The organism is Xanthomonas sp. 10-10, assembly GCF_040182365.1.
Classification (GTDB): Bacteria; Pseudomonadota; Gammaproteobacteria; order Xanthomonadales; family Xanthomonadaceae; genus Xanthomonas; species Xanthomonas arboricola_F.
This window is the reverse complement of the sequence record NZ_CP144460.1, coordinates 739,887-764,519: the sequence shown is the minus strand read 5'-3', so window position 1 is coordinate 764,519 and position 24,633 is coordinate 739,887. Positions and strand designations below refer to the sequence as shown.

Annotated in this window: 17 protein-coding genes and 1 pseudogene; 12 read left to right on the top strand and 6 right to left on the bottom strand. The window is 67.2% G+C overall.

The genetic code is table 11. The features are described from left to right. Positions 1-192: 192 nt before the first annotated feature. Both groL and VZ068_RS03270 read right to left on the bottom strand, forming a co-directional pair. Positions 193-1,833 carry a chaperonin GroEL gene (groL, locus tag VZ068_RS03275; protein WP_039421754.1) on the bottom strand — a complete coding sequence of 547 codons (1,641 nt, stop codon included), beginning with the start codon at positions 1,831-1,833 and terminating at the stop codon, positions 193-195. A 147-nt stretch (positions 1,834-1,980) separates the two neighbouring features. After that, positions 1,981-2,268 (bottom strand): co-chaperone GroES, encoded by a 288-nt coding sequence (locus tag VZ068_RS03270; protein ID WP_003483210.1) that lies wholly within the window; start codon positions 2,266-2,268, stop codon positions 1,981-1,983. Positions 2,269-2,686: 418 nt separating this feature from the next. Here VZ068_RS03270 and VZ068_RS03265 point away from each other — a divergent pair, with 418 nt between their 5' ends. The 8 genes and pseudogenes from VZ068_RS03265 to accC all read left to right on the top strand — a co-directional run bounded on the left by VZ068_RS03265 (position 2,687) and on the right by accC (position 13,539). Next, positions 2,687-4,462: an endonuclease gene (locus VZ068_RS03265; protein ID WP_259167457.1), complete on the top strand. Its 1,776-nt coding sequence runs from the start codon at positions 2,687-2,689 to the stop codon at positions 4,460-4,462. Between the two features lie 583 nt (positions 4,463-5,045). Beyond that, positions 5,046-5,369 carry a divalent-cation tolerance protein CutA gene (cutA, locus tag VZ068_RS03260; RefSeq protein ID WP_259155714.1) on the top strand — a complete coding sequence of 108 codons (324 nt, stop codon included), beginning with the start codon at positions 5,046-5,048 and terminating at the stop codon, positions 5,367-5,369. Between the two features lie 15 nt (positions 5,370-5,384). After that, the gene (locus VZ068_RS03255; protein ID WP_349656885.1) at positions 5,385-7,700 is read left to right on the top strand and encodes a protein-disulfide reductase DsbD; all 2,316 of its coding nucleotides are present in this window, start codon (positions 5,385-5,387) and stop codon (positions 7,698-7,700) included. A 449-nt stretch (positions 7,701-8,149) separates the two neighbouring features. Beyond that, a pseudogene (locus VZ068_RS03250) lies at positions 8,150-10,201 on the top strand (prolyl oligopeptidase family serine peptidase); the annotation flags it as partial. A gap of 499 nt (positions 10,202-10,700) precedes the next feature. Further along, positions 10,701-11,147: a type II 3-dehydroquinate dehydratase gene (gene aroQ / locus VZ068_RS03245; RefSeq protein ID WP_046964208.1), complete on the top strand. Its 447-nt coding sequence runs from the start codon at positions 10,701-10,703 to the stop codon at positions 11,145-11,147. A gap of 97 nt (positions 11,148-11,244) precedes the next feature. Next, a complete protein-coding gene (gene accB, locus VZ068_RS03240; protein ID WP_259155718.1) occupies positions 11,245-11,727 on the top strand; it encodes an acetyl-CoA carboxylase biotin carboxyl carrier protein in 483 nt (160 codons plus the stop codon). Between the two features lie 77 nt (positions 11,728-11,804). After that, positions 11,805-12,182 (top strand): four helix bundle protein, encoded by a 378-nt coding sequence (locus tag VZ068_RS03235; RefSeq protein WP_349656884.1) that lies wholly within the window; start codon positions 11,805-11,807, stop codon positions 12,180-12,182. Continuing rightward, the gene (gene accC, locus VZ068_RS03230) at positions 12,172-13,539 is read left to right on the top strand and encodes an acetyl-CoA carboxylase biotin carboxylase subunit (protein WP_046964211.1); all 1,368 of its coding nucleotides are present in this window, start codon (positions 12,172-12,174) and stop codon (positions 13,537-13,539) included. The genes VZ068_RS03235 and accC overlap by 11 nt, the downstream gene beginning before the upstream one ends. A 529-nt stretch (positions 13,540-14,068) precedes the next feature. Here the strand turns inward: accC and VZ068_RS03225 are convergent. Both VZ068_RS03225 and VZ068_RS03220 read right to left on the bottom strand, forming a co-directional pair. Then, positions 14,069-14,434 carry a hypothetical protein gene (locus VZ068_RS03225; protein ID WP_259167451.1) on the bottom strand — a complete coding sequence of 122 codons (366 nt, stop codon included), beginning with the start codon at positions 14,432-14,434 and terminating at the stop codon, positions 14,069-14,071. Then, a complete protein-coding gene (locus VZ068_RS03220) occupies positions 14,431-15,354 on the bottom strand; it encodes a hypothetical protein (protein WP_349656883.1) in 924 nt (307 codons plus the stop codon). The genes VZ068_RS03225 and VZ068_RS03220 overlap by 4 nt, the downstream gene beginning before the upstream one ends. A 904-nt stretch (positions 15,355-16,258) precedes the next feature. On the opposite strand from VZ068_RS03220, the gene prmA reads away from it, so the two are divergent. Beyond that, on the top strand, positions 16,259-17,179 hold the full coding sequence (gene prmA / locus VZ068_RS03215; RefSeq protein ID WP_259167446.1) for a 50S ribosomal protein L11 methyltransferase: 921 nt from the start codon (positions 16,259-16,261) through the stop codon (positions 17,177-17,179). A gap of 12 nt (positions 17,180-17,191) precedes the next feature. Here the strand turns inward: prmA and VZ068_RS03210 are convergent, their stop codons facing one another. After that, positions 17,192-17,689 (bottom strand): hypothetical protein, encoded by a 498-nt coding sequence (locus tag VZ068_RS03210; RefSeq protein WP_349656882.1) that lies wholly within the window; start codon positions 17,687-17,689, stop codon positions 17,192-17,194. A gap of 145 nt (positions 17,690-17,834) precedes the next feature. Between VZ068_RS03210 and VZ068_RS03205 the strand changes: the two genes are divergently transcribed. The 3 genes from VZ068_RS03205 to fis all read left to right on the top strand — a co-directional run bounded on the left by VZ068_RS03205 (position 17,835) and on the right by fis (position 19,961). Then, on the top strand, positions 17,835-18,212 hold the full coding sequence (locus VZ068_RS03205) for a helix-turn-helix domain-containing protein (RefSeq protein ID WP_046964217.1): 378 nt from the start codon (positions 17,835-17,837) through the stop codon (positions 18,210-18,212). Positions 18,213-18,505: 293 nt separating this feature from the next. Further along, positions 18,506-19,573 (top strand): DUF3426 domain-containing protein, encoded by a 1,068-nt coding sequence (locus tag VZ068_RS03200; RefSeq protein ID WP_349656881.1) that lies wholly within the window; start codon positions 18,506-18,508, stop codon positions 19,571-19,573. Positions 19,574-19,688: 115 nt separating this feature from the next. Then, on the top strand, positions 19,689-19,961 hold the full coding sequence (fis, locus tag VZ068_RS03195; RefSeq protein ID WP_002804983.1) for a DNA-binding transcriptional regulator Fis: 273 nt from the start codon (positions 19,689-19,691) through the stop codon (positions 19,959-19,961). 328 nt (positions 19,962-20,289) lie between these two features. Here the strand turns inward: fis and VZ068_RS03190 are convergent, their stop codons facing one another. Next, on the bottom strand, positions 20,290-24,291 hold the full coding sequence (locus VZ068_RS03190; RefSeq protein ID WP_349656880.1) for an Ice nucleation protein: 4,002 nt from the start codon (positions 24,289-24,291) through the stop codon (positions 20,290-20,292). Between the last annotated feature and the right edge of the window lie 342 nt (positions 24,292-24,633).

The window sequence follows — 24,633 nt, the reverse complement described above, 5'->3', positions numbered from 1 at the left end:
CGCCCAGGTGCGCTCCTACGAGGTCGTGGGGGTCTGCTTGGCCTGCGCGACCAACGGCGAACGTGCATCTGCCACATGCTCCGGTGCAGATCATCCATCGACGACCGCCTCTTGCGGCATCCACGACCGCCCACAAAAAACCCCGCCTTTCGGCGGGGTCCTTTTGTGTTGCAACAGCCGAAGTGGCGTGGATCAGAAATCCATGCCGCCCATGCCGCCCATGCCACCGCCGGCCGGCATCGCCGGCTCGTCCTTCTTCGGTGCATCGGCCACCATGGCTTCGGTGGTGATCATCAGGCCGGCGATCGAGGCTGCGTTCTGCAGTGCCGAGCGGGTGACCTTGGTCGGATCCAGGATGCCGAACTCGACCATGTCGCCGAACTCGCCGTTGGCCGCGTTGTAGCCGTAGTTGCCGGTGCCTTCCTTGACCTTGTTCAGGATCACGGACGGCTCTTCGCCGGCATTGGCCACGATTTCGCGCAGCGGGGCTTCCATCGCGCGCAGGGCGATCTGGATGCCGTGGGTCTGGTCTTCGTTGGCACCGGTCAGGTTACCGACGGCCACCAGCGCACGCACCAGGGCCACGCCGCCGCCCGGGACCACGCCTTCTTCGACGGCTGCACGGGTGGCGTGCAGGGCGTCTTCGACGCGGGCCTTCTTTTCCTTCATTTCGATTTCGGTCGAGGCGCCGACCTTGATCACGGCAACGCCGCCGGCCAGCTTGGCCACACGTTCCTGCAGCTTTTCACGGTCGTAATCGGACGAGGTGTCTTCGATCTGGGTCTTGATCTGGCCGACGCGCGACTCGATCGCGGCCGAATCGCCAGCACCGTCGATGATGGTGGTGTTCTCCTTGGAGACCTGCACCTTCTTGGCACGGCCCAGGTCCTTGATGGTCGCCTTCTCAAGCGCCAGACCCACTTCCTCGGAGATCACGGTGCCGCCGGTCAGCACGGCCATGTCTTCCAGCATCGCCTTGCGACGGTCGCCGAAGCCCGGTGCCTTGACGGCCACGACCTTGACGATGCCACGGATGGTGTTGACCACCAGGGTCGCCAGCGCTTCGCCTTCGACTTCTTCGGCGACGATCAGCAGCGGCTTGCCGGCCTTGGCCACGCCTTCCAGCACGGGCAGCAGGTCACGCACGTTGGAGATCTTCTTGTCGTGCAGCAGGATGAACGGGTCGTCCAGGTCGGCCGACTGGCTCTGCTGGTTGTTGATGAAGTACGGGGACAGGTAGCCGCGATCGAACTGCATGCCCTCGACCACGTCCAGCTCGTTTTCCAGGCCCGAGCCTTCTTCAACGGTGATCACGCCTTCCTTGCCGACCTTCTGCATCGCTTCGGCAATGATGTTGCCGATCGATTCGTCCGAGTTGGCCGAGATGGTGCCGACCTGGGCGATTGCCTTGTCGTCGGTGGTGGGCTTGGAGATGTTCTTCAGCTCGATGACGGCGGCCTTGACGGCCTGGTCGATACCGCGCTTGAGGTCCATCGGGTTCATGCCGGCGGCCACAGCCTTGGCGCCTTCGCGGATCAGGGCCTGGGCCAGCACGGTGGCGGTGGTGGTGCCGTCGCCGGCGTTGTCGTTGGTCTTGGAAGCGACTTCCTTGACCATCTGCGCGCCCATGTTCTCGAACTTGTCAGCCAGTTCGATTTCCTTGGCGACGGAGACGCCGTCCTTGGTGATGGTCGGCGCGCCGAAGCTCTTCTCGAGCACGACGTTGCGGCCCTTCGGGCCCAGGGTTGCCTTGACGGCATTGGCGAGAACGTTGACGCCACGGACCATGCGGGTACGTGCGTCTTCACCGAAACGAATGTCTTTAGCAGCCATTTGTATGTAACTCCGGAAATGGGGAATGGGGAATGGGGAATCGGTCAATCAAGGGCGGATATCGAGGCGGGGTGGGATGGCGAAGGGCGCTAGCCGCTTTGCCCATTCCCGATTCCCCACTCCCGATTCCCGGCGCAGAGCGCCTGATCAGCCGATGACCGCCAGGATGTCGTCTTCGCGCAGCACCTTGTACTCGACGCCTTCGGACTTGTAGCTGCTGCCGGCGTACTGGCCGTAGATGACCTTGTCGCCGACCTTGACCACCGGCGCGCGCAGGCTGCCGTTGTCCAGGGGCTTGCCGGCGCCGATGGCGACGACTTCACCCTTGGTGGACTTTTCCTTGGCGGAGTCCGGAATCACGATGCCGCCGGCGGAAACTTCGTCGGCTTCGATCGGCTTGACTACAACGCGGTCGTGAAGCGGCTTGATGCTCATAGAGAAAGACCCTCTTAAGTGATTGATTGGTCTGGAAATTATCGGCGATGTTAGCACTCGCATATGACGACTGCCAGCACAGCGCGCGGAAAAAACCCGACAGAGCGGGTGCGGGCCAGAGATTGTGCTGGGCGGGCGGGTTTCAAGGGCCGGGCGCAAACTTTTTTCTTCGGCAGGTCTGATTCGCAGGCGAGGCAGCGACAACGGAGGCCCAGTAAACCGTCATCGGGCGGGCCTGGGGCGGCGCGCAGACAGGCCGCGCGCGTAGCCGTCGCTAGCTCACCCCCTGGCCGCCGCTCCACCCGCCCCGCCATGCGGGCCAGGCGGCACGCGTTCTAAAAATGGAACCAGGTTCCATCGTTTGTCATGCGCAGACTCTACAGTCGGACCCGCATTCCCCGATCACAAGGAGCTGTCGATGAGGTTGCCGTTCCGTAGTCTTCCGCTGGCCTGCGCCATTGTCCTGGCCGTCCCCGCCGCCCACGCCGCGGTGTTCATCAACGAACTGCATTACGACGACGCGGGCGCCTCCGGCGACACCGGCGAAGGCGTGGAAGTGGTGGCCACCGCCGGCGAGTCGCTGAGCGGCTACCGGATCTATCTGTACAACGGCAGCGCGCCCAGTGCGGCGACGGTCTATGCCAACACGGCAGTCCCGGCCGGCAGCCTGGTCAGCTGCGGCAGCCAGGTGCGCGTGGCCACGGTGAGCTACGCCAGCAACGGCGTGCAGAACGGGCCCAACGACGGCGTGGCGCTGGTCGATCCCAGCGGGCAACTGGTGCAGTTCCTCAGCTACGAAGGCGCCATCACCGGCAGCGGTGGCCCCGCCGCCGGCGTCACCAGCCAGAACCTGCCGGTCAGCGAGAGCAACAGCAGCGCGGTCGGCAGTTCGCTGCAACTCACCGGCACCGGCAGCAGCGCGGCCAACTTCAGCTGGGCCGGCTCGTCGGCGCAGACCTTTGGCGCGTGCAACCGCGGCCAGACCTTCAACGGCAGCGGCGGTGGCGGCGAAACCGGCGCTGCACCATCGATCACCAGCACCACTCCAACCCAGGGCGCGACCGGCTTCCCCGCCGCGGGCGATCTGAGCGTGGGCTTCAGCGAGGCGGTGACGCTGAGCGGCGGCGCCTTTGCGCTGAGCTGCGCCAGCTCCGGCACGGTGGCCTTGAGCTACCCGAGCAGCGGCACCCGCTTCACCCTGTCCACCAACACCGCCCTGGTCGGCGGCGAGCGTTGCACCCTGGCGATCACGGCCAGCGCCATCCGCGATGCCAGCGGGCTGAGCCCGGCGGCCAATCAGTCGATCGCCTTCACCGTGGCGACCGCCAGCGGCGGCGGTACCGGCTACTACTCGCGGGTCAACACCACCAGCCCCAGCCAGCTGCGCTGCTCGCTCAATGCGACCATCCGCGGCCACACGGTCTATCCCTACAGCGGAACCGGCACCAACACCTGGACCATCCTGGAGATGGCCGACGAGGACCCCAACAACAGCGGCCGGATCCTGGACGCCTACCGCAACCGCAGCTACGCCAAGGGCAGCGACCGGGCCGGCACCGGCAGCGGCCTGACCTACAACCGTGAGCACACCTGGCCCAACTCGCTGGGTTTCGGCAGCGCCACCGGCGATCGCGGCCTGCCGTATGCGCCCTACACCGACACCCACATGCTGTACCTGACCGACACCACCTTCAACGCCGACCGCGGCAACAAGCCCTACGCCACCTGCACCAGCAGCTGCGGCGAGCGGGTGACCGAGGTCAACGACGGCAGCGGCGGCGGCAGCGGGCGCTATCCGGGCAATTCCAACTGGGTACGCACGCCGGACGGCAACAGCGGCACGTTCGAGGTGTGGGGCAAGCGCAAGGGCGACATGGCACGCGCGGTGATGTACATGGCGATCCGCTACGAAGGCGGCGTTGATGCGACCACCGGCCAGTCCGAACCGGATCTGGAACTCACCGACGACCGCAGCCGGATCGTACAGACCGCGTCCTCGCCCGCCTACATGGGCCTGCTGTCCACGCTGCTGGCCTGGCACCAGGCCGACCCGCCGGACGATGCAGAACGCGCCCGCAACCAGGTGATCTTCAGCTTCCAGGGCAACCGCAACCCGTTCGTCGACCACCCCGAATGGGCCACCGCCGGCCTGTTCACCTCGGCCAAACCGGCCAGCTGCCAGCTGGCCAACTGAGCCGCACCGGCCCGACGCGCGCTGCGTCGGGCCGGCGTGGCTGGACCGCTGTTCCGCGCGTGCCAGGAAGGCCGGCGTGCTGAGGCGTCGGGCGCCAGCGGCGATGGTCGGCAGCATGTCGCCAATCGCAGCGAGGCTGCCGCCTGGCGTTGCACGCAAACCGATGGCGCATGCGAGGCGACGACCACCGTCAGCACCAGGCGGTGATGCCCCCCCCTGGCCCGGGATCGCGATGCCGGGCCAGGGAAACTGGTCCCTCCAATCCACATTGTCCGCAGGAGCGGGGCCTTGTTGCTGATCGCGGGCCAGCCTCGCTTTGCACGACCCTGTTGTTGGCGCGGAGCGCGGTCCAGGCACGCATCGGACAGCAGTGCATCCGGCGCCGGCAAGTTACCCGGCGTACTACGCTCATCGGCGTGCGCACAGACGCCGTTCTAGAAGCCCGGCACGCCTGTTCGGCTCACAAAGACCTGGGCAGCGCTACGCACGGCCCGCCGGCGGCGCCAATCCAGCGAAGTTGACGCCCTGTTCCGGAATGCGCAGTCGCTCCCCCCGCAGACAGGGGATTACACTGCCAGACCGAATGAATGCCTCTTCCCTCCATTTGTTGTTCAGCACCTGCCCGGATGCGGACAGCGCCGACCGTATCGCGCACGCCTTGCTCGACGAACGCCTGGCCGCCTGCGTCACCCAGTTGCCGGGCGCGCAATCGCTATACCGCTGGAACGGGGCGATCGAGCGCAGTACCGAAGTGCAGCTGCTGATCAAGACCTGGGAGGATCGCCTGCCGGACGCCATCGCGCGGCTGCGGGCACTGCATCCCTATGAACTGCCGGAGGCGGTCGCGGTCCAAGCCAGCGCCGGGCTGCCGGCGTATCTCGATTGGGTCCGGGCCGATACCCGCTAAGGAATCCTGACGTCCATGAAGTTTCTGTCCCGCTGGATCGCCCGCTGCGCACGGTTGTCCGCCCCTGTCATCGCCGCCTCGCTCGCACTGGCGGCGCCCGCCGCGCAGGCGGTCAGCGAGGCCGACCTGCTGCCGGTGGACCAGGCCTTCGCGCTCAGCGCCCAGGCCGACAGCCGCGACAGCATCGGCCTGAGCTGGAAAATCGCGCCGGGCTACTACCTGTATCGGCACCGCATCAGCGTCAAATCCGGACAAGGCTTTGCTGCCGGCGAACTGGCGCTGCCGGAAGGCCAGAGCAAGCACGACGAGTTCTTCGGCCAGGTGCAGACCTACCGCAAACAACTGCAGGCCACCCTGGCCGGCAGGGCCGATCCGGCACTGAAAACCGCGGTGCTGCAGGTGCAATACCAGGGCTGCGCCGATGCCGGGGTGTGCTACCCGCCGCAGCGCCGCGAGATCCGGGTGAGCCTGCCCGGTGCACCGACGGCCACCACCGCCACGCCACGCGAAAACCTGGGCGCCCTGGTGCCGCGCGCCGCGCCTGGCCCGCGCCTGTTCGGGGCGCCCGGCCAGGGGGCCGGGGTGGATGCGCTACCGCTGCCGGCCGAGCAGGCCTTCACCTTCGAGGCCATCGTGGGCGATGGCAACAGCCTGCTGCTGCGCTTCACCCCGGCACCGGGCTACTACCTCTACCGCGACCGCACCTCGCTGGCGGTGGAAGGCAGCGGCGGCGTGCGCACCGGGCTGCCGCGCTGGCCGCAGGGCAAGACCCATCGCGACGAACATTTCGGCGATGTGGTGGTGTATTTCGACCAGGCCGAAGTCACCCTGCCATTGCTGCGCGAGCATCCCGACCCGGCGCGGGTGACCCTGGTGGCCACCTTCCAGGGCTGCCAGACCGACGGCATCTGCTACCCGCCGATGACCCGCCGCGTGGCGCTGGACCTGCCCACCGGCACGGTGTCGCCGCAGAACCAGGCACAAGCCGCCCCATTGATGATCTCGCCGCTGGCCGCCGGGCAGGCGCCTCCCGAGCCCGCTCCGGCAACGGCGCCGGACGCCAAGACGCAACCCGCGCCAACAGCGGCGGCCGACAACCCGCAGCGCACCCAGCCGCCACACACAGACAAGGGCCTGCTGGCGATGCTGGCACTGGCCCTGCTGGGCGGGCTGGTGTTGAACCTGATGCCGTGCGTGCTGCCGATCCTGTCGCTGAAGGTGCTGGGCCTGGCCCATAGCGGCGAGAGCCGCAGCCACGCGCGCAGCCATGCCATCTGGTATTCGCTGGGCGTGCTGGTGTCCTTCGCCGCCATCGGCGGGCTGGTGATCGCCCTGCGTGCGGCCGGCCAGGCGGCCGGCTGGGGCTTCCAGCTGCAGCAGCCGTGGTTTGTGGCGGCACTGGCCTATCTGATGTTCGCGGTGGGCCTGAGCCTGTCGGGCGTGTTCACGCTGGGCAGCAACCTGGGTGGCATCGGCCAGTCGCTGGCCGCGCGCAACGGGCCGCTGGGCGACTTTTTCACCGGCGTGCTGGCCTGTGTGGTCGCCAGCCCCTGCATCGCCCCGTTCATGGGCACCGCCCTGGCCTATGCGTTCACCGCACCTGCACTGCTGGCGATGCTGGTGTTCCTGGCACTGGGCCTGGGCCTGGCGCTGCCGTTCCTGCTGATCGGCTTCATCCCGTCGCTGGCGCGGCGCCTGCCCACGCCCGGCGCCTGGATGGAAACGCTCAAGCAGGTGCTGGCGTTCCCGATGTATCTCACAGCGATCTGGCTGCTGTGGGTGCTGGGCAAGCAGCGCGGCGTGGATGCGCTGGCCCTGATGCTGGTCGGCGCCACCCTGCTGGCGCTGGGCCTGTGGTGTTTCGAGCGCAGCCGCTGGACCAGCAACCGCGCCGGCCTGCGCCTGGCCGCAGCGATGCTGGTGCTGGCCATCGTGCCGGTGGTGGGCGTCACCCGCCTGCGCCTGCCGGCCGCCACCGCCGCCAGCGAAGGCGTGGTCGCGTTCTCGCCGCAGCTGCTGGACCGCCTGCGCGCCGACAACCGCGTGGTGTTCGTCAACATGACCGCCGACTGGTGCGTGACCTGCAAGGCCAACGAAAAGAACGTGCTGGGCAGCGCCGACTTCCGCGACGCGCTGCGCCGTGTCGATGCGGTCTACATGAAGGGCGACTGGACCAATGTCGACCCGGCCATCAGCACCTTCCTCGACCAGCACCAGGCGGTCGGCGTGCCGCTGTACGTGGTCTATGGCCCCGGCGCCCCGCCGGCGATCCTGCCCACGGTGCTGACCAGCGCGATCACCGAGGATGCATTGCTGCGCGCGGCGCGCTGAGCGGCCTCTTCGACGCCCCGATGCATGCGTCTGGCGAGCGCTGCACAAGCGTGCAGATTGTGCCCGCAAGGTGATCTGAAAAACTTGCGCGTCTTGCTGTCGCCGGCAGCCTGCCCCGCTCACCGGCGCACGGCCGACGCCGCAAGATGCCGACGACCATCATCCGTCGCGATCGAGCCCGGAAACGATTAACTCGGCCACATCCGGTTATTTTTATTTTTGTATAAAGTCGCCGCGGCGCGAACGGATGTTTCTCGGCGCGCATTTCTCAACATTACTCACTGCGCGGTCGCAGCGCGAGATTCGACTTTATGCTGTCGCCCCCTCTCGGCGATGGCAACATAATGGCCCCCACGTCCACCTTTTTCGGCGCAGCCTTGTTTCTTGCCGGCATTGCAGGTGCCGATGCAGCACCTGCGACACCCGGCATTGCGGCTACTCCACCCGCTGCGGCCAGCGCAGACCCGTATCTGTGGCTGGAAGATGTCACCGGCACAAGAGCGCTCGACTGGGTAAAGCAACAAGATGCACGCACCGAGAAACAACTGGCCGACACCGCCGAATTCAAGCAGCTGGAAACACGGATTCGTGAAGTCATGGACTCGGATGCGAAGATTCCCGACGTGCAGAAGATCGGTGACAGCTACTACAACTTCTGGCAGGACAGAGAGCACAAGCGCGGCATATGGCGACGGACTTCGCCGGCCGAATATCGCAAGCCCGCACCCAAGTGGGAAACCGTGCTGGATCTGGACGCCCTCAACCAGAGCGAGGGCAAGGATTGGGCATGGCAGCACGAGGACATCGACTGTCTGCGTCCGGCCTATCGCCGCTGCCTGATCACGCTGTCGCGCGGCGGTGCCGATGCCGACGTCACCCGCGAGTTCGACCTGGTCGACAAGCAGTGGGTGCAGGACGGCTTCGTCCGGCCCGAAGCCAAGGGCGAGCTCTCCTGGATCGACCAGGACACCGTCTATGTCAGTACCGATTTCGGTGCTGGCACCACGACCGATTCGGGCTACGCGCGCGTGGTCAAACAATGGAAACGCGGCACCGCCCTGGACACCGCCACGACCGTCTACGAGGGCAGCCCGCAGGATATGCGCGTGAGGGCCTTCCATGACGACACCCCGGGCTTCGAGCGGGACATCGTGATTCGCGAGCTGGGCATCCGCAACAAGCGCTGGTATCTGCGCGACAGTAGCGGACACCTGGCCCAGATCGAGGTGCCGGACTCGGCGACCAAGCAGTTGCATCGCCAATGGCTGACGCTGGAGCTGCGCGAGCCGTGGAGCGTCGGCGGCAAGACCTATGCAGCCGGCACGCTGCTGGCCACCCGTTTCGACGATTTCATGGCGGGCAAGCGCGCCTTCGAGGTGGTCTTCCAGCCCACCGACACCGCCTCGCTCAGCAGTGCCGTCTGGACCCGCTCGCACCTGGTGCTCAACATCCTGGATGACGTCAAAACGCGGCTGAGCGTGCTGACGCCCGGTGCGCAGGGCTGGAAGCGCAGCGCGTTCGTCGGTGCACCCAGTTTCGGCGCCGCAGAGATCAAGGCGTTGGACGACCTCGACAGCGATGCGGTGTGGCTCACCGTCGCCGACGACCTCACTCCGCCCACGCTGTCGCTGGCGCAGATCGGCAAGCAACCGCAGCGCCTGAAAGCGTTGCCGGCGTTCTTCGATGCCAGCCGGTTCCTCATCGAGCAACACTTCGTGACCAGCAAGGACGGCACCCGCGTCCCGTATTTCCTGGTCCGTCCGAAGGCGCTGGCATTCGATGGCAGCGCACCGACCCAACTCTATGGCTATGGCGGTTTCGAGATCCCGATGCTGCCGTACTACTCCGGCGTCATGGGACGAGCGTGGCTGGAGAAGGGCGGGATCTTCGCGCTGTCGAACATGCGTGGCGGCGGCGAGTACGGCCCGCGCTGGCACCAGGCCGCACTCAAGCAAAACCGGCACAAGGCCTACGAGGACATGGCCGCCATCGCGCAGGACCTGATCGCACGCAAGGTCACCTCGGCCAGGCATCTGGCCGTGCGCGGCGGCAGCAACGGCGGATTGATGGCCGGCAACATGCTGACCCAGTATCCGCAGCTGTTCGGGGCGGTAGTGATCGAAGCGCCGCTGCTGGACATGCGCCGCTATAACCACCTGCTGGCCGGCGCGTCATGGATGGACGAGTACGGCAACCCGGACACTGCGGACTGGTCGTTCATCCAGACCTTTTCCCCATATCACCTGTTCGATCCGAACAAGACCTATCCGCCCACGATCTTCCTGACCTCCACCCGCGACGATCGCGTCCACCCTGGGCACGCACGCAAGATGGCCGCCAAGATGCTGGATGCAGGCAAGGACGCGGTGTTCTACGAAAGCATGGAGGGCGGCCACGCCAACCCTGGCGACAATGCCCAGGCTGCGCACCGTGCTGCGCTGATGTACACCTTCCTGTGGCGACACCTCGGAGGCGACACCGCGGCAACCGAGGGCAGGTAGGCCATCGGCGGCGGGGCGCATCGCTGCACCGACGCTTGTCTGCGCGGGCATCCGGGGCGGCAACGGCGCCCATCGTGCGCGGTGGGTGCGCGCGGCCAGCGTGGGTGCCGCTCACTGCGGCAGGCCGCTCCGGCGGCGCAACCTGACCGATGGCGCCTCGCCCCCGCTGGCGGGAACGGCCGAACTTGCTGCCACGGGCACAGAACCACGACGCGCGGCAGTGGAAGATGCGCAGACCGGTCCCTGCGCCGCGCGGCACCACCACCGATGCCGGTGCCGGGGGCCACTGGCGGGGCTGGTGGGCAGCGGCCGTGACGATGCGGCCTGGCACTGCAGGCTGCCGCAACAGGGCCGCCTGGGTAGATGCCCTCCGCACCTGACTGCGCCGACAATCGCCGCAAGAATTCAAACGATTGCTTAAAACAGCTATAACTTCTGCTATCTGGACAGCATCGCCCACATCGCGCAGACTTCCGGCCTTTCCGCTCCGCTGGATCCCATGGCCCACCTGCTGCTGTTGCACGGCCCCAACCTCAACCTGCTCGGCACCCGCGAGCCGGAGGTCTACGGGCGCACCACGCTGGCGCAGATCGATGCGGCCCTGGTGGACCGCGCGCAGGCAGCCGGGCACACGCTCAGCAGCCTGCAGTCCAATGCCGAGCACGTGCTGGTGGAGCGCATCCACGCCGCCCGCGAGGACGGCACCGCTTACATCCTGATCAACCCGGCGGCCTTCACCCATACCTCGGTGGCCCTGCGCGACGCGCTGCTGGGCGTGGGGCTGCCGTTCGTGGAGATCCACCTGTCCAACCCGCATGCGCGCGAGCCGTTCCGCCATCACAGCTATCTCAGCGACAAGGCCGACGGGGTGATCTGCGGCTTTGGCGCAGACAGCTACCGGCTGGCGCTGGAAGCGGCGATCGCGCGCCTGGAGCGCGACGCATGACAGGTGCCCTCCCCCCATCGGCCAACGCGCCGAGGGTCTGACCCCATTCCGTCGGCATCCGCCGGCACTCTCCACCGATTCACCACAAGAGGCCCTTATGGATCTCCGCAAAATCAAGAAGCTGATCGACCTGCTCGAAGAATCCAATCTCGCCGAAATCGAGATCAAGGAAGGCGAAGAAAGCGTGCGCCTGGCGCGCGTTCCCAAGGGCACCCAGGTGATGAGCGCGCCGGTGCAGCAGTACGCACCGGCCCCCGCCGCCGCACCGCAAGCGGCCTCCATGCCGATGCAGTCGCCCACCGAGGCTTCCACCGGGGGCGCCAAGCAGGCCGCTGCGTTGCCGGAAGGCCATGTGCTACGCGCGCCGATGGTCGGCACGTTCTACACCTCGCCCTCCCCCGACAAGCCGGCATTCGTCGCCGTGGGCCAGGCGGTCAAGGCCGGCGACACCCTGGCGATCATCGAGGCGATGAAGATGTTCAACCCGATCGAAGCCGACGTTTCCGGCACCATCGTGGCCATCCTCGGCGAAACCGGCCAGCCGGTGGAATTCGATCAGCCGTTGTTTGTGATTGGCTGAAGCGCCGGGATTCGGGAGTCGTGATTCGGGATTCGCAAGAGCGACCGCATGAGCGCCTGACGGTGTGGCGCGATGCGATGTCGCTTGTCGAAGCGATCTACCGCCTGAGCCACGATTTTCCCGATTCCGAACGTTTTGGACTGACAGCACAGATGCGGCGCGCGGCGATCAGCATTCCGTCCAACATTGCCGAAGGTGCTGCACGGCGTTCCACCGCCGAATACCTGCGTTATCTCTCGATGGCACGGGGCTCGCTGGCGGAGCTGGACACGCAACTGCAGATTGCAACGCGCCTGCAGTTCGCATCGCCCGGTGCGGCAACTAGCGATCTGCTCAATCGCACGTTTGCCAGGCTCAATGCGTTGATCCGCACGCTGGAACAAGCGCGACATTTGCGCGAACCCAGCGCCCTGTACGACTCCCCAATCCCGAATCCCGAATCCCATGCTCGATAAAGTCGTCATCGCCAACCGAGGCGAAATCGCGCTGCGCATCCTGCGCGCGTGTCATACGCTCGGCATCCGCACGGTCGCGGTGCATTCCACGGTCGACCGCAACCTCAAGCACGTGGCCATGGCCGACGAGTCGGTCTGTATCGGCCCGGCCGCCTCCAGCGACAGCTACCTCAATATCCCGGCGTTGATCGCCGCGGCCGAGGTGACCGATGCGCAGGCCATCCATCCCGGCTACGGTTTTCTCTCGGAAAACGCCGACTTCGCCGAGCGGGTGGAAGAATCCGGCTTCATCTTCATCGGCCCCAAGGCCGACACCATCCGCCTGATGGGCGACAAGGTCGAGGCGATCCGCGCGATGAAGGCCGCCGGCGTGCCGTGCGTGCCCGGCTCGGGCGGCCCGCTGGGCGATGACATCGTCGCCAACACCAAGGTGGCGCGCGAGATCGGCTACCCGGTGATCATCAAGGCCGCCGGCGGCGGCGGTGGGCGCGGCATGCGCGTGGTGCATTCGGAAGCGGCGTTGAAGGCTGCGATCGAAACCACCAAATCCGAAGCCAAGGCCGCTTTCAGCAACGATCAGGTCTACATGGAGAAGTTCCTGGAAAATCCGCGCCACGTGGAAATCCAGGTGCTGGCCGACGGCCAGGGCGGTGCGATCCATCTGGGCGAACGCGATTGCTCGATGCAGCGCCGCCACCAGAAAGTGGTGGAAGAAGCGCCGGCCCCGGGCATCACCGAGGAGCTGCGCAACGAGATCGGCAAGGTCTGCGTGGATGCCTGCATCCGCATCGGCTACCGCGGCGCCGGCACCTTCGAGTTCCTGTTCGAAGGCGGGCGTTTTTACTTCATCGAAATGAACACCCGTATCCAGGTGGAGCACCCGGTGACCGAACGCATCACCGGCATCGACCTGGTGTGCGAACAGTTGCGCATCGCCGCCGGCCACAAGCTCAGCATCAAGCAGAGCGACATCGTGCTGCGCGGGCATGCGATCGAGTGCCGCATCAACGCCGAAGACCCGGAAACCTTCATGCCCAACCCGGGCCTGATCACCGCCTTCCATCCGCCGGGCGGCCCGGGCGTGCGGGTGGATACGCACATCTATGCCGGCTACAAGGTGCCGCCGAACTACGACTCGATGATCGGCAAGCTGATCGTGCACGGCCCCGACCGCGAGACCGCGATCGCGCGCATGCGTGTGGCGCTGAGCGAGATGGTGGTGGACGGCATCAAGACCAATATCCCGCTGCAGCAGCGCATCATGCGCGACAAGGGCTTCCAGGCCGGTGGGCAGAACATCCATTACCTGGAAAAGCGCCTGGCCGAGCGCAAGAACAAGTCGATCGCGCTGACCTGATCGCACTGGCCATTGCACCACGCAACAAGCCCGGGAAACCGGGCTTTTTGCGTTGTTTCCCGGTGCATCGCGACGACACCCCCGCACCGGCGCCCATGCGGCCAGCCGACCGATGCGTAGGAGCGCACCCGGGCGCGACCACGCCTTATCGGTGGAACCCCGTCGCGCCCAGGTGCGCTCCTACGCGAGCCGGGGGCCTACGGAATTAGGAGTGATCGCACTGGCCATTGCACCATGCGACAAGCACGGGACACCGGGCTTGTCGCATGGCTTGCCGGTGCATCGCCTCGGCAGTGCGCCGCGCAGGCCAGGCACGCGACTGGATCACAGCCGGCACCAGCAAACTATGCGGCCAGCCGCCCGATGCGTAGGAGCGCACCCGGGCGCGACCGCGCTTTGTCGGTAGAACCCCGTCGCGCTCAGGTGCGCTCCTACCGGAGCCGGGTGCTACCGGATCCGCTGCGCAGATCGTCAGTCGTGCGCGCGGATGCGCAGCACACCCGCATCAGGGCGCGATACGCTGCATCGCTCAACGCCGCGGCGCAGGCGCCTGCTGGCTGCCCGGCACCGGCACGATGCCGCTGGACGAGGCCGGGTCGACCACCATCATGGTTTCGGTGGAGCCGTCCGGCCAGACCACCTGAAACATCGAGCCGGCCGACAAGGTGGAGAACGGCATCGCGCTGCTGGCGCGGTACACCGCGGCCACCTCGCTGGCGCCATGCCTTCGCTGCTGCTCGTCGGCACCGACCGTGGTCGATCTGATCGACAGCGGCTGGTAACGGTGATCGGCGGTATCGATCATCACGATGCCCACCGCCGCGGCCGAATACGCCACGAACAACGCCACCCAGAACCAGAACTTGGCGCCATGCGCCAACCGACGGTAATTCATGACTGCGCTCCCGGATCGGACACCAACCTATCGACCATCTCATCCACGCTGTCTGCTCCCTGCCGCGGCACCGCGGCGTCGAATACGAACGACACAAAATCCTGCGCGCCCTCGCGCGAGCAGATGCCCGCGTTGGCGCAATAACTGGTGACCAGCGTGCTGTCGGCGCTGCAGTCCAGGCCCAGGCGGCACGCCGCCACCTGCCAGGCGAGTTCGGCGAACTGATCGCCGGCCACATACCCGTCCAGACTGTCATCGCCGCTGGCGCGCGCGCCCATCGCCGGCGCCAGGGCCAGGTAAGCCTCCGGGTCGCGCGAAGCCAGCACACGGCGCACCAGCGCGCGCTTGTAAGTGGGCGTTGCCTGCAGCGGTTCGCCCAGGGCCAGCAACGCGGCCTCGGCAGCCAGGCTGCCGCCGCGTGCGGCGCTTAGCCGTTGTTGCGCGACCAGGCGCGCGCCCAGCCCATCGCTGGGGGCGAAGCCGGCGCAGCGCTGCGCCACCCGATCGCGTGCAGCGTGCATCGCCGCCACGCCCGGGGTCTGGTGCGTGGCGATCCACGCGCTGTCGGCGGCATAGCCGGCCGGGCTGGACGCATACGGCGCGCAGTAATCGTAGACCCGGCTCAGGCGCCAGCCAGCCTGCGCATCGCCGGCACGTACCTGCTGCTGCAGTTGCTGCGCATAGCGATACAGATCCCGCTGTGCATCCACCGCATCGCGATAGCTCAGTTGCAGCGCGTTGCCGCGTTCGGAAGATGGGGGCCGCGCCGGTGGTGCCGCAGGCTGGTGCACGGCGCCGGTGCTGGCGGGCACGGCAGTGGCGCGCGCTGCCGGCTGCGCACGCAGGTGCCACCACGCTGCCGTCGCGAGCGCGACGGGAGCGAGCAACAGCCAGAGATGGCGGGCACGGACAAGCGGCATCACAGCGGCAACCCAGCTGCGGAAGACGCCCGCAGCAACGGCGCGGAGTCTAGCACCCGGCCGTGCACGCGGCGGCCAGCAAGCGAGCGCTGCCGTTACGTGCAGCGCGCCTGGGCGATGCCTGCAGTGCCGGCGCAGATCGGGCAGTAGGCGACCGCGCGATCACCAGACAGGCGCGACCTTTGCCGGGAGTGGGCATGTAGCGCGCGAATGCCGCCGGCCGCTGCGGTGCAGTGCAGTGCAGTGCAGTGCAGTGCAGTGCAGTCGATCATCGCCAAGACGGCGTTCGCCCCCGCCTGGCAATCGCTCGCTACGTCTTTTCAGCGCTGATGTGCGCAGCGCCCTTCGCCTGGGCGCTGCGTGTGCCTGATCGCATCGCATCGCATCGCATCGCGGGTGTGGGTGTGGGTGTGGGTGTGGGTGAAGCGTAGCCAGTGCATGGGGGGACGTCGCACCGCCGGCAAGCTCGCGGACGTCTGCCTGACAGAAGGAACACACGGCAGTCTGCGCATGAGCACTCTTATCGCAATGCGCCTATCGCTTGTGCGAAAGGCGCCCGGTCGCATCGCGCTCTGGCTCCCGTATCCGGCGTAGGCCTTGCATGTGGAGACAGCGCGATGCCGGAACGCTCGCGGAGCTCTGCCTGACAGACAGAATGGGTGTGCGTCGGCGCGCGAGCGCTCCAGTGCGAGGCACCTGTTGCGTGCATGCCCCGTGTGTCCGGCGGCTTCGCGCTCCGCGTCTGGATGCAACGCGCATCTGTCGCGTAGACGCGTCTGGCGCATCGGCGCGTGATCCCGCCCCGGTATCTTCCACCACGCCATGCACCCGGCAGGGCGCAATGCCTCAGCCCGCCGCCGCGAATGGTCTACGATGCACGCCTTGATGATTGCCGACTGCCACGATGCCGTTTCTTGAACTGACCCTGCCCTGCTCCGATACCACCCAGCCCCGCTTCCAGAACGCGCTGGAGGACGTCGGCGCGCTGGCGGTGACCCTGCTCGATGCCGATGCCGATACCAGCAACGAGCGCGCCATTCTGGAGCCTGGCGTGGGCGAAATGCCGTTATGGAATTCGCTGGTGCTGACTGCGCTGTTCGATGGCGAGAGCGACGCGCTGGCAGTGCTTGCGGCGCTGGAAGCGTTCGACCCGGAGCTGGACTGGAGCCAGGTGGCACTGCGCATGGTCGAGGACAGCAACTGGGAACGCGCCTGGATGGATCTGTTCAAGCCGATGCAGTTCGGCGCGCGCACCTTCATCGTGCCGTGGAATCACGACCTGCCCGAAGCGGCCGACACGCCGCAGGCCGCCGTGGTGCGGCTGGATCCGGGCCTGGCGTTCGGGTCGGGGACGCACCAGACCACCGCGCTGTGCCTGCGCTGGCTGGACAGCCTGGCCGGCAGCGGCGAGTTGCAGGGCCGCAGCGTGCTCGACTTCGGCTGCGGCTCGGGCATTCTGGCCGTCGCCGCGCTGAAGCTGGGCGCCGCCAGCGCCGTGGGGGTGGACAACGACCCGCAGGCGCTGCTGGCGACGGCCGACAATGCCGAGCGCAACGCCGTGGGCGCGCAGTTGGCGGTGTATCTGCCGCAGGACGAGCCGGTGCAGACCTATCCGGTGGTGGTCGCCAACATCCTGGCCTCGGCACTGGATGCGCTGGCCGACACCCTGGCCGCACGCGTGGCGCCGGGCGGCCGCATTGCCCTGTCGGGCATCCTGCACGGCCAGGAGGACGAGTTGCTGCAACGCTACGCGCCCTGGTTCGACCAGCTGCGTTGCGAGCGCGACGAAGACTGGATGCGCATCGACGGCGTCCGCCGCAGCTGATCGCCGGCTCGCTCACCGCTGCGGGCGGCTGGCGCGGATCTGCGCGGTGGTCACCGCATCGGCCACGCTGATCGCACGCAGGCGGGTCACCGCCTGCCAGCCGGCACGCTGTAACGCCACACTGCGCCAGCGCCCGGCCTGCCGGGCCGCACCCACACGCAAGCCCAGCTCGGCCAGCAACAGCGCCACCCAGGCGCCCGCCGACCACGCCTGCACGCCGGCCAGCGCCACGCCTGCAGCCAGAACTGCAAGCGTCGCCCCGATCCCCAGCAAGGGCCAATGCCGATAGCGCAGCGCCCAGCCGCGCGGCGCCAGCGCGGCTGACCAATGCATGCCCTCGGCAATGGCATCCCACTCCTGATTGCGTCGCCAGACCTGGTAGCAGGGCGCTCCACGAAAGTGCGCGACCGCCGGATCCAGCGGCGAATCGGCCGGCCACGGTGCGTTCGGCGCCGGTGTCTGGCCAGGCCGCTGGCCGGGGTTTGGAGTGACAGGCTCGACCATGAACATCCTCCTTGAGTTCGCTGTGATCACATCCTCGACGCCATTGCGACAGTATCGCAAACATATGTCGATATGAAAGTTATACGAACTATCCCAAAGCGCCGCTAGGGCTATATCTCCCGGCCCTGTCCGCCTCCCGATCCGGTGCCGTGTGAGCAAGCTGTACGAACGAGTACGCGAAGCCCGCAGCTTCACCAAGCTGACCCAGGAAGCCCTGGCGGGCGAGCTGGGCGTCACCCGCAGCGCAGTGGCGCAGTGGGAAATGGCCGAGGGCACCGCGCCGTCGGTGGAGAACCTGATCGGTCTGGCCAAGCGCAGCGGCATGGCGTTCGAATACCTGGCCACTGGCCGCGGCGACCGCGTGTTCGGCCCGCCGGTGTCGACCATTGCCGAGGAACCGGCCCAGTACCGTCGCCTGGACGATCAGCAACGCGTGCTGCTGGCCCGCTTCGACACCCTGGCGCCACGTCAGCGCAGCGGGCTGCTGGATCTGCTGCTGGCCGAGGGCAAGACGCGGCGCAGGCGGTGAGTTCGGGATTCGGGATTCGGGAGTCGGGATTCGGGATTCGGGAGTCGGGAGTCGGGAGTCGAAACAGCGTGTTTGCTGCGGCGTCGTGTGAGCTGCGGTGGTGTTGGCGGGTGGTGTTAGCGGTTGTCGTGGGCAAACCGCGACTTTCCGTGAACCTGCTCCTGGTTGGCGTCGCCGTATCGCCGCCAGGGCGCTGAGCCGGCGTGCGCGGGTGGAGCACGTCGCTGTCCCACGACGTTCGCCCATCGCCGTAGCCGTGGTTGAATAGCGGTCTTCCCGCTGCACGCCTGCCGATGTCAGAGACTCCGCCACCGCGCCGCCCCCTGGTCACCTTTCTGCGCGCAACGCCGCCGCCTGCCCCGACGTTGATTCAACCGCCCGCGGTGCCGGCCACTGCGCCAGCGGAGCAGGTGGTGCCGATGCCCGCGGCCGGGCTGCCCGCTGCTCCCGTATCGCAACCGGTGCCTGCGCCCGAGGTCGCTGCAGCAGACGTGCCGGTCGTGCGTGCGCCGCTTACCGCGCCGGCACAGACCCCGTCGCCCGCTGATGCAGACGGCAGCGCCCATCCGGACCACGCCGGGCTGCAGGAAACCGCCGCGCGTGCACGCGTGGCGCCGCAGCTGGCGCTCGAGCAGGACGCGGCAGGCGCGGCGCCAGACGACACCATGACCAGCACCGCGCCCCATGGCGCGCCCGACGCCACAGACCGGCAGGAGAGCGAGGCTGTCGATGCGGGCAACCTCGACGCGTCCAGCGTCGCGCTCGCAGCCGACGTGCAGCACGACCACGCCGCCGGGCAGGCGCGCGCCCACGCAACGCCAGTGCATCCCTTGCCCGCGCCTGCCGTGGCAGCGCCCACCTTCGCGCGCCGAGGGCTCGGCCGCCCACGGCTGCGTGCCAGCGGGCGGCAGTGGGCGCTGTTGTTTGGCCTGGCCGGGTTGCTGGGCCTGCAGATCGTCATCGCCGACCGCGCGCATCTGGCCGGCGACGCGCGCTGGCGGCCGCTGGTGGCCAGCGCCTGCGCGGTGGTGCGCTGCACGCTGCCGGCGTGGCGCGAGCCGGCCACGCTGACCCTGCTCAATCGCGACGTGCGCCCGCTGCCCGGCGTGTCCGGCGTGCTGGAGATCCAGGCCAGCTTCCGCAACGATGCGCGCTGGGCGCAGGCCTGGCCCTGGTTGCAGCTGTCGCTGTCCGATGCCGATGGGCGGGTGATCGGCACCCGGGTGCTGTCGCCGCAGGAATATCTGGGCAAGGCGCCGGCCGAGCACGACACGCTGGCGCCGGGTCAGGCCGTGCAGGTGGCGTTTCGCGTCCGCGAACCGGCCGCCAGCACCGCCGCCTTCAGTTTCGACTTCCGCTAAGCGGACACAACCTCGTCCGATCGCCACATGGGCGTGGCGAGCGATGAGGTCACGCGCTAGACTCACTCCCCCTCGCCGGCCACGCGCCCCGGCCTCGTGACACTGGGAACTTCCTTTGAACGCAGCCCCCTCTCGTCCTGACACCAGTCGTGGCGCCCCGAAGTCGCCGCTGCGCGAACACGTGGCGCAGTCCGTTCGCCGTTACCTGCGCGATCTGGACGGCAGCGACGCGGACGATGTCTACGAGATCGTGCTGCGCGAAATGGAGATCCCGTTGTTCGTCGAAGTGCTCAATCACTGCGAAGGCAACCAGAGCCGCGCTGCGGCGATGCTCGGCATTCACCGCGCCACCTTGCGCAAGAAATTGAAAGAGTACGGGCTGACGTAGGACGGGATTCGGGATTCGGGAATCGGGATTGGGGAATCGTTGGAGCGTGGGTGTGCTGCGGGCTGGTAGTGCGCTGGGCTGGCACGCTTGGTGAGGTGACGCGGCCGTTAGTCGATGCTTGCAGCGCATTGTGGAATGTTCTGCGTGTTGATGCCCGGTAGGGCTGCCTGATGCGCCCCCCGCTGCCACGCCTCTGGGCAGGACCTGCTTAGTCCCCAGCGTGGCCCGCATCGCGGGCCGACCTCATCTGATCGGGCCAACCGCCGCCTAGCCGGCGGTTGGCCGTAGCCTCGATCGGCAATGCCGACCGCCTGGGCGAGTTAATTGCTCAGTTCGGCAATTGCGTTATCGCTGCATGATCCGCTGCGAAGGCCGGGTCGCTGCCATGGTCCAGCACGATGGTGTCGAACGGGTCGTCGAATTTTTCCACCACGTTCCTGTCGTCGTCGACCTGATAGGCGGTGTCGGCCTCGACGCCCTCCTCGCCGGTCTTGGCGATGATGTTGGTATAGCGCTTGCCGTCCCAGCAGCGGAAGATCAGCACCGAGTCTTCGCCACCGGTGAGGGTGGATCCCAGGCTGCCGATCAACCGGCTGTTGGCGCCCGCGGTCAGGATGCTGTTCTTGCCGGCGGTCAACTTGCTGCGGTCGCCCGCCATCAGCGTGCAGTCGTCGCCGGCGGTGAGTTTGCTACGGTCGCCGGCCGTGAGGAAGCTGTTGCGACCTGCCAGCAACTTGCTGCGATCGCCAGCGGTCTGGGTGCTGTCGGCGCCGGCGATCAGCTTGCTGCGGTCGCCCGCTGTCTGGATGCTGCCCATGCCGGCGATCAACGTGCTGCGCGAACCGGCCGTCTGCGAACTGAGCTTGCCGGCAATCAGCATGCTGCGATGGCCGGCGATCTGGGTACTTTCGTGTCCGGCGATCAACGAGCTTCCATAGCTGGCGATCTGGTTGCTGCCGTAGCCGGCGGTCAGATAGCTGCGCACGCCGCTGGTCAGGGTGCTGCCATACCCGGCGATCAGCGAGCTGTCCTGCCCGGCGGTCTCGGTGCTGCCGTAGCCGGCGGTCAACGAGCTGTTGTCCTGCGCGGTCAGGGTGCTGCCATAACCTGCCGTCAGCGTACTGTCGCCACCGGCAGTCTGGCTGCTGCCGTAGCCGGCGATCAGCGTGCTGGAAAATCCGGCGATTTCGGTGCTGCCGTAGCCGGCGGTGAGCGAGCTGTTTTCCAGTGCGGTCAGCGTACTGCCGTAGCCGGCGGTCAGGGTGCTTTCGTAACCGGCGGTCTGGGTACTGCCATAGCCGGCGATCAGGGTGCTTTCGTAACCGGCGGTGGAATTGCTGCCGTAGCCGGCGGTCAGAATGCTGCCGTGTCCTGCGGTTTGGGTGCTGCCGTAGCCGGTGGTGAGCCAACTGATTTCCTGCGCCGTCTGGGTGCTGCCATAACCGGCGGTCAGGGTGCTTTCGTAGCCGGCGGTCTGCGTGCTGCCATAGCCGGCAATCAACGAACTCTGGAAGCTGGCGGTGGAGGTACTGCCGTAGCCGGTGATCAGCCAGCTGCTGCTTTGCGCGGTCTGGGTACTGCCGTAACCGGCCGTCAGGAAGCTGTCGTAACCGGCCGTCTGCGTACTGCCATAACCGGCGATCAGCGAGCTGTCCGGGCCGGCCATGGAGGAACTGCCGTAGCCTGCGATCAGCGAGCTTCCCTCTTGCGCGGTCTGGGTGCTGCCATAGCCGGTGGTGAGAATGCTCTTGTAGCCAGCCGTCTGCGTACTGCCGTAACCGGCGATCAGCGAGCTGTCGTGCCCGGCGGTGGAGGTGCTGCCGTAGCCGGTGGTGAGCGTGCTGCGTTCCTGTGCGGTCTGTGTGCTGCCGTAGCCGGCGGTCAGGATGCTCTTGAAGCCGGCCGTCTGCGTACTGCCATAGCCGGCGATCAACGAACTGTCCGAGCCGGCCGTTGAGGAACTGCCGTAGCCGGCCGTGAGCAGGCTGCCCTCTTGCGCGGTCTGGGTACTGCCGTAGCCGGTGGTGAGGATGCTCTTGAAGCCGGCCGTCTGCGTGCTGCCGTAGCCGGCGATCAGCGTGCTCTCGGCACCCGCCGTCGACGTGCTGCCATAGCCGGTAGTGAGATCGCTGCCCTTGCGCGCCGTCTGCGTGCTGCCATAGCCCGCCGTCAGCGAACTGTCGCCGCCGGAGGTCTGGGTGCTGCCGTAACCGGCGATCAACGTGCTATCGGCACCCGCCGTCGAGGTGCTGCCGTAGCCGGTGGTCAGATCGCTGCCCTTGCGCGCGGTCTGCGTGCTGCCATAACCGGCCGTGAGCGAACTCTCTCCACCGGACGTCTGCGTGCTGCCATAGCCGGCGATCAGCGTGCTGTCGGCGCCGGCCGTAGAGGTGCTGCCATAGCCGGTGGTGAGATCGCTGCCTTTGCGTGCGGTCTGCGTACTGCCGTACCCGGCGGTCAGCGAGCTGTCGCCACCGGAGGTCTGCGTGCTGCCATAGCCAGCGATCAAGGTGCTGTCGGCACCGGCGGTGGAGGTACTGCCGTAGCCGGTGGTCAGATCGCTGCCGCTGCGCGCGGTCTGGGTGCTGCCGTAGCCGGCCGTCAACGAACTGGCGTTGCCCGAGGTCTGCGTGCTGCCGTAGCCGGCGATCAGCGTGCTCTCGCCACCGGCGGTCGAGGTGCTGCCGTAGCCGGTGGTCAGGTCGCTGCCGCTGCGTGCGGTCTGCGTGCTGCCATAACCGGCGGTCAGCGAGCTGTCGCCACCGGAGGTCTGCGTACTGCCGTAACCGGCGATCAGGGTGCTGTCGGCACCGGCGGTGGAGGTACTGCCGTAGCCGGTGGTCAGATCGCTGCCGCTGCGTGCAGTCTGCGTGCTGCCATAGCCGGCAGTGAGCGAACTGGCGTTGCCCGACGTCTGCGTACTGCCGTAGCCGGCGATCAATGAACTCTCCGCGCCTGCGGTTGCGGTGCTGCCATAACCAGCGGTCAGATCGCTGCCCTTGCGCGCGGTTTGGGTGCTGCCATAGCCGGCCGTGAGCGAACTGTCGCCTCCGGAGGTCTGCGTGCTGCCATAGCCGGCGATCAAGGTGCTGTCGGCACCGGCGGTGGAGGTACTGCCGTAGCCGGCGGTCAAATCGCTACCGGTGCGCGCGGTTTGCGTGCTGCCATAACCGGCGGTGAGCGAGCTGGCATTGCCCGATGTCTGCGTGCTGCCATAGCCGGCGATCAACGAGCTGTCGGCGCCGGCGGTTCCCGTGCTGCCATAACCGGCGGTCAGGTCACTGCCGTCCTGCGCGGTTTGCGTGCTGCCATAGCCGGCAGTGAGCGAGCTTTCGCCACCGGACGTTTGCGTGCTGCCATAGCCGGCGATCAGCGAGCTGTCCGTGCCCGCCGTGCCGGTGCTGCCGTAACCGGCGGTGAGGTCGCTACCGCCTTGCGCCGTCTGGGTACTGCCGTAACCGGCGGTCAGCGAACTGTCGCCGCCGGACGTCTGGGTGCTGCCATACCCGGCGATCAGCGAGCTGTCAGCCCCGGCGGTTTCGGTACTGCCATAGCCGGCGGTCAGATCGCTGCCGCTGCGCGCGGTCTGCGTGCTGCCGTAACCGGCCGTCAGCGTGCTTCCGCCGCCGGCGGTCTGCGAGCTGCCATAACCGGCCACGATGGTGCTGTCCGATCCGGCCACCCCGGTGCTGCCATAGCCGGCGATCAACTCGCTGCGGTTACCCGCCGTCTCGGTGCTTCCATAGCCTGCAATCAGCTGACTTTGATCGGCACCGGTGAGCGTGCTGCCATAGGTGGCGATCTCTCGCGTGCGCAGCGTGTCGTCTGGATGCGGCGGCATCTGCGCACCGCCGGCGGCGACCAACGGCGGCACGGGTGCGCCGGAATGGCCGCCCTGCTCCACTGCCGGCGCAATGAACTGCGCCTGCGCTGCCTTGGGAATGAATTCCGCGGCAATCATCGTCTCTGCAGGCAGCTCGGGCTGGGGCGGGGCATGCTGCGCGATGCCGGCGGCGATGCACTGCAAGGCGCCGGCACGGCTGCCGGCGTAGACCACCTCGGCCCTGGGGAACTTGATCATTCCCTCTTCGCCCAGCCAGATGATGTCGGCGGTATCCACAATGCAGACGACCCAATGCGCGTCGGCATGCATGTTCAGATGCGCATCGGTGCCCTGTCCCCACAACAGGCCGGTCAAGCCGTTTTCCTGTTTGATGCTGGGTTGCCAATGCCGGCATTCGACGATGCCTGCCTGTGGCCAGATCAGTCCGCAATGATCGGACATGTTGTTCGTGCAGGTGCGTAATGCCAGGACTTTTTCACGATTCATAAGGGTGATCTCATCTGGATATTCCAAACAGCTGCGCAAACCGGCGTGCATGTCCTGGCCGATGGAAAGGGTGCGAGGTCATCCAGCCGTCATGGCGAGACTGATCCACCCGTTGGCAAGGGCAGCGCCGGTAATGCAATGGAGTCATCGACGAACGCATTGAGGCGCACGCGCACTGCGGTGTCTTGCTTGAATCGCAGGGTCATGGACGGCCGTGACTGCAAGACGCAGCTGGCATGGATGGCAAGGCTGGCTCCTGCGCGGCAGCCGTTGCAGCAAGTAGCAACTGGACGCCTCGCCGAGAGCGTCGTTGCTGTTGAATCGGTTGAGCGAACACATCAG

Coding starts and splice junctions, on each gene's coding strand:
- VZ068_RS03235 (WP_349656884.1), top strand. CDS start 11,805: ATGTCGCTTGTCGAAGCGATCTACCGCCTGAGCCACGATTTTCCCGAT.
- cutA (WP_259155714.1), top strand. CDS start 5,046: ATGAATGCCTCTTCCCTCCATTTGTTGTTCAGCACCTGCCCGGATGCG.
- VZ068_RS03270 (WP_003483210.1), bottom strand. CDS start 2,268: ATGAGCATCAAGCCGCTTCACGACCGCGTTGTAGTCAAGCCGATCGAA.
- accB (WP_259155718.1), top strand. CDS start 11,245: ATGGATCTCCGCAAAATCAAGAAGCTGATCGACCTGCTCGAAGAATCC.
- groL (WP_039421754.1), bottom strand. CDS start 1,833: ATGGCTGCTAAAGACATTCGTTTCGGTGAAGACGCACGTACCCGCATG.
- prmA (WP_259167446.1), top strand. CDS start 16,259: ATGCCGTTTCTTGAACTGACCCTGCCCTGCTCCGATACCACCCAGCCC.
- VZ068_RS03225 (WP_259167451.1), bottom strand. CDS start 14,434: ATGAATTACCGTCGGTTGGCGCATGGCGCCAAGTTCTGGTTCTGGGTG.
- VZ068_RS03220 (WP_349656883.1), bottom strand. CDS start 15,354: ATGCCGCTTGTCCGTGCCCGCCATCTCTGGCTGTTGCTCGCTCCCGTC.
- aroQ (WP_046964208.1), top strand. CDS start 10,701: ATGGCCCACCTGCTGCTGTTGCACGGCCCCAACCTCAACCTGCTCGGC.
- VZ068_RS03200 (WP_349656881.1), top strand. CDS start 18,506: ATGTCAGAGACTCCGCCACCGCGCCGCCCCCTGGTCACCTTTCTGCGC.
- VZ068_RS03190 (WP_349656880.1), bottom strand. CDS start 24,291: ATGAATCGTGAAAAAGTCCTGGCATTACGCACCTGCACGAACAACATG.
- VZ068_RS03255 (WP_349656885.1), top strand. CDS start 5,385: ATGAAGTTTCTGTCCCGCTGGATCGCCCGCTGCGCACGGTTGTCCGCC.
- VZ068_RS03210 (WP_349656882.1), bottom strand. CDS start 17,689: ATGTTCATGGTCGAGCCTGTCACTCCAAACCCCGGCCAGCGGCCTGGC.
- accC (WP_046964211.1), top strand. CDS start 12,172: ATGCTCGATAAAGTCGTCATCGCCAACCGAGGCGAAATCGCGCTGCGC.
- VZ068_RS03265 (WP_259167457.1), top strand. CDS start 2,687: ATGAGGTTGCCGTTCCGTAGTCTTCCGCTGGCCTGCGCCATTGTCCTG.